The sequence below is a fragment of the Listeria tempestatis genome (assembly GCF_963575625.1).
Lineage (GTDB): Bacteria > Bacillota > Bacilli > Lactobacillales > Listeriaceae > Listeria > Listeria tempestatis.
The window spans coordinates 36,692-49,497 of record NZ_CAUYTK010000008.1; the positions used below are offsets into that span (position 1 = coordinate 36,692).

Annotated in this window: 14 protein-coding genes; 4 read left to right on the top strand and 10 right to left on the bottom strand. The window is 39.2% G+C overall.

Going from position 1 to position 12,806, the window contains the following annotated elements; all coding sequences use genetic code 11:
- Nucleotides 1-62: 62 nt before the first annotated feature.
- From R8923_RS10240 to R8923_RS10250, 3 genes are read left to right on the top strand one after another with little or no spacing between them, the layout of a single operon-like run.
- Nucleotides 63-392, top strand: a complete 330-nt coding sequence (locus R8923_RS10240) for a PadR family transcriptional regulator (RefSeq protein WP_485872677.1) — start codon at nucleotides 63-65, stop codon at nucleotides 390-392.
- A complete protein-coding gene (locus R8923_RS10245) occupies nucleotides 385-867 on the top strand; it encodes a DUF1700 domain-containing protein (protein ID WP_485872678.1) in 483 nt (160 codons plus the stop codon). The genes R8923_RS10240 and R8923_RS10245 overlap by 8 nt, the downstream gene beginning before the upstream one ends.
- On the top strand, nucleotides 864-1,949 hold the full coding sequence (locus R8923_RS10250; protein WP_485872679.1) for a DUF4097 family beta strand repeat-containing protein: 1,086 nt from the start codon (nucleotides 864-866) through the stop codon (nucleotides 1,947-1,949). Before R8923_RS10245 ends, R8923_RS10250 begins: the two co-directional genes overlap by 4 nt.
- Nucleotides 1,950-1,983: 34 nt before the next feature.
- Here the strand turns inward: R8923_RS10250 and R8923_RS10255 are convergent, their stop codons facing one another.
- The 4 genes from R8923_RS10255 to R8923_RS10270 form a co-directional block, all read right to left on the bottom strand.
- Nucleotides 1,984-2,826: a DUF72 domain-containing protein gene (locus R8923_RS10255; RefSeq protein ID WP_485872680.1), complete on the bottom strand. Its 843-nt coding sequence runs from the start codon at nucleotides 2,824-2,826 to the stop codon at nucleotides 1,984-1,986.
- Between the two features lie 97 nt (nucleotides 2,827-2,923).
- On the bottom strand, nucleotides 2,924-3,682 hold the full coding sequence (locus tag R8923_RS10260) for a tyrosine-protein phosphatase (RefSeq protein WP_485872681.1): 759 nt from the start codon (nucleotides 3,680-3,682) through the stop codon (nucleotides 2,924-2,926).
- Between the two features lie 21 nt (nucleotides 3,683-3,703).
- Nucleotides 3,704-4,639, bottom strand: coding sequence for a ribose-phosphate diphosphokinase (locus R8923_RS10265; protein WP_485872682.1), 936 nt, complete (start codon nucleotides 4,637-4,639; stop codon nucleotides 3,704-3,706).
- Between the two features lie 132 nt (nucleotides 4,640-4,771).
- The gene (locus R8923_RS10270) at nucleotides 4,772-4,996 is read right to left on the bottom strand and encodes a DUF896 domain-containing protein (protein ID WP_485872683.1); all 225 of its coding nucleotides are present in this window, start codon (nucleotides 4,994-4,996) and stop codon (nucleotides 4,772-4,774) included.
- Between the two features lie 153 nt (nucleotides 4,997-5,149).
- Here R8923_RS10270 and R8923_RS10275 point away from each other — a divergent pair, with 153 nt between their 5' ends.
- Nucleotides 5,150-6,115 carry a cation diffusion facilitator family transporter gene (locus tag R8923_RS10275; protein WP_485872684.1) on the top strand — a complete coding sequence of 322 codons (966 nt, stop codon included), beginning with the start codon at nucleotides 5,150-5,152 and terminating at the stop codon, nucleotides 6,113-6,115.
- Between the two features lie 42 nt (nucleotides 6,116-6,157).
- Here the strand turns inward: R8923_RS10275 and R8923_RS10280 are convergent, their stop codons facing one another.
- From R8923_RS10280 to tpiA, 6 genes are all read right to left on the bottom strand, one after another.
- On the bottom strand, nucleotides 6,158-6,913 hold the full coding sequence (locus R8923_RS10280; RefSeq protein WP_485872685.1) for a carbonic anhydrase: 756 nt from the start codon (nucleotides 6,911-6,913) through the stop codon (nucleotides 6,158-6,160).
- Nucleotides 6,914-7,182: 269 nt separating this feature from the next.
- Nucleotides 7,183-7,785, bottom strand: coding sequence for an SGNH/GDSL hydrolase family protein (locus R8923_RS10285; RefSeq protein WP_485872686.1), 603 nt, complete (start codon nucleotides 7,783-7,785; stop codon nucleotides 7,183-7,185).
- Nucleotides 7,786-7,848: 63 nt separating this feature from the next.
- A complete protein-coding gene (locus tag R8923_RS10290) occupies nucleotides 7,849-8,592 on the bottom strand; it encodes an alpha/beta hydrolase (protein ID WP_485872687.1) in 744 nt (247 codons plus the stop codon).
- Between the two features lie 225 nt (nucleotides 8,593-8,817).
- Nucleotides 8,818-10,110: a phosphopyruvate hydratase gene (gene eno / locus R8923_RS10295; protein WP_088809784.1), complete on the bottom strand. Its 1,293-nt coding sequence runs from the start codon at nucleotides 10,108-10,110 to the stop codon at nucleotides 8,818-8,820.
- A gap of 393 nt (nucleotides 10,111-10,503) precedes the next feature.
- Nucleotides 10,504-12,036: a 2,3-bisphosphoglycerate-independent phosphoglycerate mutase gene (gene gpmI / locus R8923_RS10300; RefSeq protein WP_485872688.1), complete on the bottom strand. Its 1,533-nt coding sequence runs from the start codon at nucleotides 12,034-12,036 to the stop codon at nucleotides 10,504-10,506.
- Between the two features lies 1 nt (nucleotide 12,037).
- The gene (gene tpiA / locus R8923_RS10305; RefSeq protein WP_485872689.1) at nucleotides 12,038-12,793 is read right to left on the bottom strand and encodes a triose-phosphate isomerase; all 756 of its coding nucleotides are present in this window, start codon (nucleotides 12,791-12,793) and stop codon (nucleotides 12,038-12,040) included.
- Nucleotides 12,794-12,806: the final 13 nt, after the last annotated feature.

The window sequence follows — 12,806 nt, forward strand, 5'->3', positions numbered from 1 at the left end:
TATACTTAGAGATGTTCTTAACTAATATAAAAAAGTGAATAGCGAATGTAGGAGGAAAGAAAATGCGTTCATCCGCACAATTTAAAAAAGGAGTTCTCGATATTTGTGTCTTATACTTATTACAGAAGACTGATCGCTATGGGTACGATTTGACACAACAAGTGAATAGCTATATTCCAATTACTGAGGGAGCCCTTTATCCATCATTAAGACGACTTGTAAAAGAAGGCTATTGTTCCACCTATTTACAAGAATCCCCTAATGGACCATCTCGAAAATATTATCACATTACAAACACTGGTCGAATTTACTTAGAAGATATGCTCGAAGAATGGGATGAGTTTGTAACAAGCTTTAACCAACTACGAAAGGAAGCGGATATTAATGGCTAAACATCAATTCCTAAAAGAATTAGATAAAGCATTTTCTGGCTTACCTAAAGAAGAAAAAGACGAACTTATTCAATATTACGCAGAATACTTAGATAATGCTCGTTTGGAAGGAAAGACTGAGGAAGAAGTGTTAGATGAACTTGGAAAACCTAGTCAAATTGCTGAAGCTTACCTAGAGGCAAACAGCGACATTCCTCTTGAACAGAAAGCTTACGAACAACTGGCTTTAAAAGGGTTTTGGAAAAGATTTCTCATTCAATTTTTATTTATAGGCGGGTTTATCTTACTCGGAATCATTTGTTTAAGTAGTTTTGCTAGTATTTTTCTCTTGCTTGCAGACATCATTTTCTTTAGGCAAATCATTTTGTTCCAAATCTTTATTTTATTATTTGCAATTGGCGTTTTGTACATCGCAATTCTTGGCAGCAGACAATTGTGGTTAATTTACACAACACGAAAAGGGCGGTTTTTATGAAAAAGCATGTTTGGATTAGTAGTATCTTTTTAATTATTGGCAGCGTTGGTATTTTGTTCTGCCTGTTTACGCACAATTTTCAAGATACTGGCAAAAATTATACTGATAAATGGCAGTTTACTGATGAGGAATTTTCCAATTTAAATCTTTCTAGCGACAAAAATGTAGCTATTAATATCGAAAGATCCGATGTCAAAAAGCCCACCGTTATAATTTCCGGCAAGCTTTCAAAGCGAGAGATTCAGGATTTAAAACCGACTTCTTCAAAGAACAGGACGGAAATTAAGATTGGAACTTTTAGAACATGGCTAGAACGTTGGCACCTTCCAACATATGGTACACAAAAAGTACGTGTTAAAGTACCGAAAGATTATTCTTTTAAAACCCTTTCTGCAAAATTAAACAATGGCAATGTCCACCTTAACAACCTAACTGGCGAAGGTCTCTCCATTCGGCTTCATGATGGGGATTTTGTAGGAGAGAAGAGCGCCTTTAAAAGCACTGAAATCACAACTAAAGCAGCCCAAACTGATTTGACAAACTGGACTGGGAAAATTGCGCTAGCTTCTAGCGAAGGGAATCAAATTGTAAAAGACTCCACTGGCGACTTCTCACTGCGCAATTCGAAAGGCATCTCACAAGTACACCGGCAAAAAGCGGTGAAAGGTGAAATTAACAATACTAACGGTAAAATAATTACGACTCGCGTCAAGTCTAGCCTTCTTACAATTAACTCTCAAGATGGAACAAACATCGTTGAACAGCTCGACGGAAAACTGTTTTTAACTTCTTTAAACGGAAAAAGTATCTTACGAAACAATCAAGGCGAGCAAATTGTCGAAAGTAAAAACGGTGATATCATTGTAGAGGAAAATACAGTGGACGAAAATATGAATATTAAGAGTGAAAACGGCTTGATTAAAATGACGCTCTCAGATGATTATCACCAAGAGAAATTTCAAATTATTGCGCCGCATGGTCAGGTAACTTCTGACTTTTTATGGCAAGACAATGCAAAAAATGCGAAAGTGAAAATTCAAACTTTACGTGGTGAAGTGAAAGTCTTAGAGGGTAGCGCATAGGAAAAGCGGGAGTGGCAAAAACCACACCCGCTTTTTATTCTGAAAATAAATCCATTTGCATCGGAGCAAGATTTGTATATTCTATTTTCATTTTTTCTTGTAAATGTTTGGCGTTATCTGCTGCATCACCGCCACTATTATTATTAAAAATGACTACAACCTCGGAAGACTCTTTTTCTAAGTGCGAAATGTATTTCGCCCATTCAGAAATTTCTTCTTTATTATAGCGATAAAGTGTTCGTACTTCTCTCCATTCTGGACTATTTGCTTTCATCCATCCATATTGATTTCGACCATGCAACCGTACTAAAGTTACACTCTTATTTGTTCCCCTTAGCACAATTGGGACGCTGCCCGAACCGACTTGCGGCTCATCTACAACAACGTGAATCAAGTTCAATTCTTTAAAAAAAGCCAGTGTTTTTTCTTTGTTCGTTTCGCTGTACCAACTGGCATTCCTAAATTCGACAGCAACAGGTAAATCCCCCATTTGTTTAGCTACATGCCGTAAGTAGTCCACATTTTCCTTCGTACAATTAAAATAGGGCGGAAACTGGCATAAAATTGCTTTTAACTTCCCTGCCTCACTTATTGGCGCAATAGCATCCATAAAGCGGCGATACATTTCAATTTCTGAATCAAAATAATCCTGCCATTTTTTATGCATCGTCATGGCGCTAAAAGCCTTTACAACAAAGAAGAATTGCTCCGGCGTATCATTTGCCCAGTTCGCCGTCGTTCGTGGTGACGGAATGGCATAAAAACTAGTATCAATCTCAACAAGTGGAAAATGTGCCGCATAATCCACTAATTTATGTTTACTGGAAAGTTTTAAGGTGTCATGATCACTAAACCCCGTCAAGCCAATCGTTATCATCTACATCCCAACCCTTCTCGTTATTTTATTTTATTATACCGCAAAGCACAAAAAAACAGAATGCACACGCATTCTGTCCATGTATAAATGGAGACAGTTAAAAGAAGAAAAACTTCTTCTTTAGTTCAATTGAGTCATATGGATTGAATACTTTATCCTCCAAGAGCGCTTTTGCATTACTTAAAAAGTAATTGCTTTTCTCCCGCCCTTCCGTTCGGCGAAGTTTATGAAGCTCATCACGCATCACTAACGAGCGTCCTTCATAAGAATGGGCATCTGTCGCGATAAAGTGTACGAGATTCGCTTTTATCAATTGGTCACTTAATTTCTTAATACGCTTATCTACCCGTCCTCCGTAAGACCCCCACGTCAACTGCGCAAAAGCCCCCGCATCAATCAGCTCATACAAACCTTCTAAATCACGCATCACCTCACGATTTCTCTCCGGATGCGCAATAATTGGTATATAACCTTTCATTTGTAAATTAAAAAACAACTCTTGGGTAAAAAGAGGAATCGAGTCTGTCGGGAATTCGATTAGAATATACTTCGTTCCGCCAAGCGTTAACACCGAACCGTCTGATAGCCCTTCAAGCATTTCACCGTGAATACGAACTTCCTGTCCTGGATGAATGGTTAGTGGGATTTTTTCTGCTACAAGACGCTCATTAAACGTTTCCACTTGCGCCTTAACCTCATCGCCTGGATTGACAAACTTCCCTTTCAAATGATGGGGCGTTGCAATTATGTCAGTGAATCCTTGTTCTACAGCTTGCCTAGCCATTTGCAAACTCACTTCTATATTTTTAGCCCCGTCGTCAACACCATTTAATATATGGCAGTGAATGTCTATCATGTTATGCCAACTCCTTTTTATCTAAAAAAGCGGATGAAGCGAACGATTTTCTTGCACACCAGAAATCGCCCTTGCTAGTATCTCACCAATTGTGATTACTGTCATTTTATCATGCTGTTTTTCTTTTGGAATATCAATAGCATCCGTTAAAACAATTTCTTGAATTGGCGAATCCGCAAGCCGTTTTGCTGCATCTCCTGCTAAAACAGCATGGGTAGCACAAGTTACAACTCCTGTAGCACCATTTTCAAGCAATTTTTCTGCAGAAGTTGTCGCCCGATATCCGGTATCAATAATATCATCAACAATAATCGCAAGCTTGCCTTCTACATCGCCAATTATACTTGAGATTTCACGTTCATTTGGACGCGGTTTTCGATTTAAAATGGCAATTGGTGCATTCATTTTGTCGGCCACTCGGCGGGCACGAACAACCCCGCTGTGGTCTGGTGCCACAATTACCACATCCTCATTCCCGTATTTTTCAATCAGATGGTTGGTTAAAAGCGGCACGGCCGAAATGTGGTCGATTGGGATATTGAAAAAACCTTGAATTTGCGCAGCATGTAAGTCAACTGAAATAAGTCTTGTTGCACCTGCTTGCTGAAGTAAATTCGCAATTAATTTAGCCGTTATAGGCTCTCTACTTTGTGCTTTTCTATCCTGTCTTGAATACCCATAATACGGCATAATAACTGTTATCGAATGCGCTGAAGCTCGTTTTAATGCATCAATCATGATAAGCATTTCTATAAGGCGTTCGTTCACGTTGCTGTTCATCGATTGGAGAACATAACAATTGGTTCCGCGAATGCTTTCTTCGATGTTGATTTTAACTTCACCATCACTAAACTTTTGTAGCTCAACCTCACAAAGTGGAACGCCTAGCGCTTTTGAAATCTTAATTGCAAGCGGTCGTTCAGTTGATACAGAAAAAAGCCTCATTTCATTTGTCATTCTTATCCCCTTCCGGCAAACTAATTTGACACTTAATATTATATAAAACAAGTTGTATTGTCGCAACCATATTCATTTAAAAGAAAAAGGCATACCGATTTTTTATACAAATTGGTACGCCTTCCGCTTTATTTATTTTTTTAAATCTGCTTTAATTTCTTTTAATTTATTTGGTGTTACATCATCGCCTAATGGATCTACGATGGTCACATGATGTAAATTATCTTGAAGTGTTCCGCGAATCATTTGGCAATACTCTTTGCGAAGTTCTGCTTGATGTTCTTTTTCAACTGCCGTAAGCCCTTCATTTCTTTGCTTTGCCCCGTAATGATTAATTTTTGCTAATAATTCCTTCATGTGATCCCTCCTCTAATTAGTTACCCTTAGTAAGTAACTAACAAAATAATAACACATTGGTCAAAAATAGTCAAACTAGATTTGTTTTGCTATTCCAACGCTTTGTTTCATGCTAAAATAATGAAAGATACTTACCCGAAAGAAGGAGACAATTTGAAAGAATTTTTTCAGCTGTTAAAACACGGTAACAAGTCGGCACTGATGGCCGCGGTTGTGAATGCTGTCGTTTCACTTGTAAAAGGAATAACTTATCTATTTACTGGAAATGTGGCGATGTTTGCCGAGACGCTTCATAGCTTAGGCGACGCCGCCAATCAACTTTTCGTTTTCACTGGGTCTGCTCTTAGTAAAAAACGCCCAACGAAACGTTTTCCAAAAGGCTTTGGCCGTGTTGTAAATTTAGTTTTACTCGGCGCTGTCCTTGTAGTTGGCATCATGGCGTATGAAACGATTAAAGAAGGCATCTCCCATATATTCCACCCTAGTGAATCGACTGGTTTTTTAATCAACCTAATTGTTTTACTTACTTGTACGCTTTTAGAAGCGACTGTACTCGTGAAGGCGATGCGCGAAATTACGCATGAGGCAGGTGTCCAAGCGAAAGGATTCAAACTTTTCCCTGCTGCTATGAAAAATTTAAAGTCGGCAAAAGCCGCTACGAAGCTCGTTTTTATGGAAGATTCTGTTGCAACTGGCGGTGACCTTTTAGCTGCCCTTGCCGTTGTGATTTCCCATTATACACCATTCCATCAAGCAGAAGGAATTGCTTCGATTTTAATTGGTCTTATGATGTTTATCGTGGTTGGTGAAGTATTTCTCGACAACGCTGCTGGTGCCATTGGAGAGTCCGATGAAGGTATGCACCTCCAAATTGGGCAGCTTATTATGACTGACCCTGATGTAAAAGATATCCAAGTTTTAACTGTTTTAAAAGAGGGAGATTCTTTCCATGTCGATGCCGAGGTTGAACTTGACTCCTCGCTCACGCTTGCTGAAATCGACCAAATTCGTGAGCGCATAGAAGACTCCGTTACCACTATCCCGCACGTATCCGATGTTATGATCACTTTTGATGAGGTAGACTCTGTCGTTGACTGGGAATACGGCGATGGTAGATAAAACTAAAACGGAAGAGCAGCTGAGACTCTCTTCCGTTTCTTTTTATTCTTTATGTTCTAAAACCGTACGTCCATTAAGTTCTTGCACTTTTCTGTTGTTCGCATCATAATATTTATCAAACTCTTTAATTTGTTCGCTTGAAATTTCTACGGGATTTTCCATCACATACCATTCCACATTTTCTGAAAGTGGGGGTGTTGTAAGTGATCCTAAATAATGATAATAGCTCTTATTTTCAGGAAGCATGCTCGCAACATCAATCGTGTCTTCCACTTTCACTTTTTCACCTTTTTTAATATTTGCAAGCACTGTATTAAAACCTGCATTTTCTTTTCCCTCTGTAAAGAAGACAGCAATTACGGCAATTCTACCATCTTGGGATTGATTGACAAAATGCGCTTCAACTGGGAAATGTTTACCATTTAATGTATGTTCACTTTTAGCATGGAAATGAAATTGAGCCAGTTCAAAGTTACGTCCATTAATCATGGCTTCACCCGTATCATCCACTTGAATACTATGACCATTATCCACCTCATCTACTACAACATCAGAATAATCAAGCTCTATTTTCCCAGAATCCTTCATAGGCTCCACTTTAGCCGTCTCAATATTAATTGGCGACTGCGCATCACCTGACTCAAATTTCCAACCTTTTTGATCATTATAGTCAATCGTTTCCTCTGACTCTTTTTTCACTTCTTTTTCACTCGCTTTTGATTCCGTATTACTAGAACAACCCGTAAGTAACCCTAATGCCACAAGCATTGCAGCCGGAACTAACAACATTTTCTTCATTTAATAAACCTCCAAAATATTTAATCAACTTAACTAAATTAACATAACATAGATTGAAATACTGTGGACAAAATGTGACGTTTTTCACATAAATATGTACATTTTACACAAAAAAAACACCCGCTTTAGTAAACGGGTGCTCCTGTCTTTACGAGACATAATGCGGTTTTCTGCGGGTCTCCACAAACCCATAAGCGCAGAAAACACTCGGGCAGCTAAAAAATCGCGCTGCATAAGGCTCATCGCATGACCTTTAATATAGCATTTTTTTATTTTTTTGTAAAGCTAGCAAAAGACGAACACCAAGCTTCCGCAATCAACTCATGTCCTCTTTTTGTCGGGTGAACCCCGTCAGGCGCAATTTCAGCATATCCTTGCGCGATTCCCGCTGCGTTCAACATCCCATCAAGTGGAACATATAGCGCCCCGTATTCCTTGGCAAGTTCCCGTACAGCATGAATTTTTGGATCTAAGTCAGCCCGCCATTCTTTTCTATCCTCTGGAATTGGTAAAACAAATGGCTCCATCAAAATCAATTTTGCTTTTGTGTTTTGTCTAGCTTCTTCCAAAACATCCGCGTATACCGTTTTAAATACACTCGTTGAAGTATCCCGCCATTCCGAAAAACTCCGCCAAGTGTCATTAATTCCAATTAAAATCGACAAATAATCTGGCGCAATCCCAATTGCATCCCGCTCAAAGCGCGCCCGCATATCTATCGTCAAATCACCAGAAACACCGCGATTAATAATCCGAAATTCAGGCAGCATGCGCGAAATCATTTCCACATACCCCGCACCCAAACTCTCGCTATCCGAGCGGTCCCGCCCTGCATCTGTAATACTATCACCTTGAAAAAGTATCGTCTCCATAAGAATCCTCCTAATTGATAAAAAAACACCAACAAGTAAGCACTCGTCAGTGTTCAGCTCACATTATACAACTTTTTCTTCCAACCAGTTTAAATCATCTAAAAAGTAAAGCAAGTCTTCCTCTAAAATGTCACGTTCACAATCGTTCACAATGTCGTGACCACTTCCTTGATAAAAACAAAGTTGTTTATCCGCTGTATGAATGTTTTTAAAAATATAATTCGCGTTATCCGCGTCAATTTCCTCATCTTGGCAACCTTGCCCAATCATTGTAGGCACATGGATTTTTTCAATATTATCCGCTACAAATTTATAAAAATCAGAACGAGCGTCTGCCATCTTTCTAATTTCCGGTTCATAGCTTTTTAGCATTGCTTCCGCTGCTTCCGCTTCAAAACCTTCTTTTGCTAGTTGCTTTAATAAATATTTCTCTACTGGAATATAGCGCATTTTACGATTAACATTCGCACATAAAGGAACAATCGCTTTCGGTGAAAATGATTCCGCCATCTTAAGCGCAAACACACCACCCATTGCAACACCAATAATGGCAATTTCATGATAACCTTCTTTTTCTAAAAACTTATATCCAGAAACAGCATCTTCGTACCACATTTCAGGCGTCGTTTTTAAGAATAACGCTGGCTCATCTCCGTGTCCACGGAAATTCGGAGCATATACCGTATACCCGTTTTCAGCCAAATATTCTCCTAAACTTTTGACATCTTCTGTAGTCCCTGCAAAGCCATGCAAGAGTAAAACAGCACGATTTCCCGCTTTTAACATAAAGCTACGATCCGCACTCATTTTTAAGCAGTCCTCCTACCCTTAAAATAAAGGTTTTGTGAATTACAATAGACCTATCATAACTCGAAGTTAGACAACTGTCAACCCTAAAAACCAATCGCTTTTTTCGGGCTAAAATAAAGTTGAAAATCCAACAAAACACCCCCTTCTCCACCTGAAATTCCTCAACAAAAAAAGCTCGGCAAACAATGCGTTTCCGCATCATTCGCCGAGCTTACAATTCAATTATTTTTTCAAATTGTAGAATGCTTTAAGACCACGGTATTCCGCAAGATCTTGAAGGTTATCTTCAATACGTAATAATTGGTTGTATTTTGCAACACGGTCAGTACGAACTGGCGCACCAGTTTTAATTTGACCAGCATTTGTTGCAACTGCGATGTCAGCAATTGTGGAATCCTCAGTTTCACCAGAACGGTGAGAAACAACTGCAGTATATCCAGCTTGTTTAGCCATTTCAATTGCATCTAAAGTTTCAGTTAAAGTACCAATTTGGTTAACTTTGATAAGGATAGAGTTTGCAATACCTTTTTCGATACCTTGCTCTAATTTTTCAGTGTTTGTTACGAATAGATCGTCACCAACTAATTGCACTTTAGAACCAATACGTTCTGTAAGAAGTTTGAATCCATCCCAGTCATTTTCATCCAAGCCATCTTCAATAGAGATGATAGGGTATTTGTTAATCATTTCTTCATACCAAGCTACCATTTCTTCAGAAGTACGTGTAACGCCCTCACCTTTAAGTTCATATTTACCAGATTCACGGTTATAGAACTCAGAAGATGCCGCATCCATCGCGATTCGAACTTGTTCGCCTGGTTTGTAACCAGCTGCTTCAATTGCTTCAATAATCGCTTCAATTGCTTCTTCATTTGATTCTAAGTTTGGCGCAAAACCACCTTCATCACCAACACCAGTGTTAAGGCCTTTACCTTTAAGAACGCCTTTAAGTGCGTGAACAATTTCAGCACCCATACGTAAAGCTTCTTTAAAGTTAGCAGCACCTACTGGCATAACCATGAATTCTTGAATATCAACGTTATTATCCGCATGTTCGCCGCCATTTAAAATGTTCATCATTGGAACTGGAAGAACTTTTGCATTTGTTCCACCAATATATTCATATAAATGTACGCCTAATTCGTCAGCGGCAGCACGAGCAGCAGCTAAAGAAACACCAAGAATAGCATTAGCGCCTAATTTACCTTTGTTTGGTGTACCATCTAAGTCAATCATCGCTTTATCGATACCAATTTGATCTGTAACATCAAAACCAATAATTTTGTCAGAAATAATATCATTTACGTTTTCAACAGCTTTTAAAACACCTTTACCTAAGTAACGGCCTTTATCACCATCACGTAATTCTACAGCTTCGTATTCACCAGTAGACGCACCACTTGGAACAAGCGCGCGACCAAAAGCACCAGCTTCAGTATAAACTTCTACTTCAACAGTTGGATTACCACGGGAATCAAGAACTTCGCGTGCATATACTTCAGTAATAATAGACATTAATAATCTTCTCCTTTGTTGGGACTCTTACGAACAAAGTAAGTTAGAGTCCCAATATGCATGTGAGCAAAGCGAACATGTAATCCTTAAAAGACTCTTCACAGATCAACTCTTCAAAGCCCTATTAGAACACTTAATCCTTCAAAAGCTCTTCATAAGTCAACTCTTCAAAGCCCTATTAGAACACTAATCCTTCAAAAGCTCTTCATAAGTCAACTCTTCAAAGCCCTTTTCAAGAACACTAAACCCTTACAAGATTCCAAAAAGCCAAAATCTCGCTTCTTTGAAACCCATCACACACATATTGGTACTTTCCAAACTCGTCCGTGCCCACATTTTAAATTACATTTTTATTGTAGCTTTGTTTTAACAAAAACAAAAGTAAAAACTGTTTTATTTCTCAATTAAACTTTCACCAGTCATTTCAACTGGTTTTTCTACATCTAATAAATCAAGCATCGTAGGCGCCACATCAGCCAGGCGACCATCAGTTCGAAGTGTAACACCTTTCTTCGTTACAATAACAGGAACTGGAACAGTTGTATGCGCCGTATGCGGTTTGCCTTCTGGCGTTGACATCGTTTCAGAATTTCCGTGATCTGCGAAAATAACAGCAGAGCCGCCTTTTTCTAAAATCAAATCGACTACCCGACCTAGATTTTCATCAACCGCTTCAATCGCTTTAATAGTCGGCTCAAGCATACCCGAGTGACCAACCATATCCGGATTTGCGAAGTTTAAAATAATCGCATCATGCTTGTCGTCTTTAATATCTTGAACAAGTGCGTCCGTTACTTCATAAGCACTCATCTCTGGTTTTAAATCATACGTTTCGACTTTTGGCGAGTTGATTAAAATCCGGTTTTCGCCCGGAAATTCTTCATTTCTTCCACCATTCATAAAGAATGTAACGTGCGGGTATTTTTCTGTTTCAGCAATTCGCAATTGCGATAAGCCGGCATCAGATAATACTTCTCCAATTACATTTTTCATTTCAATTGGTTCAAAAGCTACTTCAGCATCAATACTTGGATTATACAAAGTCATTGTCACAAATTTCACGTTTTTAGGATGTTTCTCTCCGCGGTCAAAATGTTCCCACTCTGTATCTGTAAAAGCATTTGAAAGCTGGATAGCACGGTCAGGACGGAAGTTAAAGAAGATAACTGCATCATTATCTTTCACCGTTGCAATGGCTTCACCGTCTTTTGCAATAATTGCCGGTACAACAAACTCATCGTTCTTCCCATTTTCATAAGAAGTTTCAACTAATTTAATTGGATCCGCAAATTTTTCGCCTTCACCGTACACAAGAGCCTTATAAGCTTTATCAACTCGTTCCCAACGTTTGTCGCGGTCCATCGCGTAAAAACGTCCAGATACTGTTGCGATTTCGCCATATCCAAGTTTCAAAATAGCGTCTTGTAGTTCTTGTAAATATTCAACTGCCGATTGCGGCGGCACGTCACGACCATCTAGGAAAGCATGAATATACGTGTTTGGAACACCTTTTGCTTTCGCTGTTTCAAGTAGTGCAACGAGATGGTTAATGTGACTATGAACGCCCCCGTCAGAAAGTAAGCCGAATAAATGAAGGTCGGAATGATTTTCTTTCGTATGATTAAATGCATTATTGATTGCTTTATTTTCTTGGAACTCACCTTCCGCAATTGCTTTATCAATACGTGTTAGGCTTTGATATACGATACGACCTGCACCGATATTTGTATGCCCTACTTCCGAGTTACCCATCTGTCCATCTGGAAGACCAACGTCAAGACCCGAAGCTTTTAACGTACTATGCGGAAATTCAGCCCAGTAACGGTCAAAATTTGGTTTATTGGCTTGTGCAACAGCATTTCCAACTGTTTCAGCACGTTGCCCAAATCCGTCCAAGATAATAATTGCTACAGGAGATTTACTCATTTTATTTTACTGCCTCCAATAAAGCTAAGAAAGATTTAGGTTCTAAGCTTGCGCCCCCAACAAGAGCGCCATCAATATCTGATTCTGCCATGTATTCAGCAATATTTTCTGGTTTCACACTTCCACCGTATTGAATGCGAACCGCTTCTGCTGCTTCTTTAGAAACTGCGTCAGCAATTTCTGCACGGATAACCGCACAAGTTTCATTTGCATCTTTACTTGTCGAAGATTTACCAGTACCGATTGCCCAAATTGGCTCATAAGCAATGATTGTTTTCTTCACTTGCTCTTCAGTAAGTCCAGCAATAGCTGCACGGATTTGACCGCGAACCCAAGTTTCAGTTTGACCAGCTTCACGTTGGTTTAGTGTTTCACCACAACAAATGATAGGCGTCATACCACGTTTAAAGATAGCATGTGCTTTTTTATTAATATCCTCATCTGTTTCGTGGAAATACTCACGACGTTCAGAGTGCCCAATAATAACATAAGACACACCAAGATCAGCAAGTGCAAATGGACTAGTTTCCCCAGTGAATGCACCTTCATCTTCTGAATAGCAGTTTTGAGCAGAAATTTGTAAGTCAGTTCCTTCAGCTAAACGAGTTAAGTCACGAAGGAATAGAGCTGGTGAAGCGACAACGGAATCAACAACACTTTTAGAAGGCACTTTCCCTTTGACTTCTTCTACAAATTCCGCAGCTTTAGCCGCTGTTTTGTTCATTTTCCAGTTTCCAGCAATAATGGGTTTACGCATGAAAAACATCCTT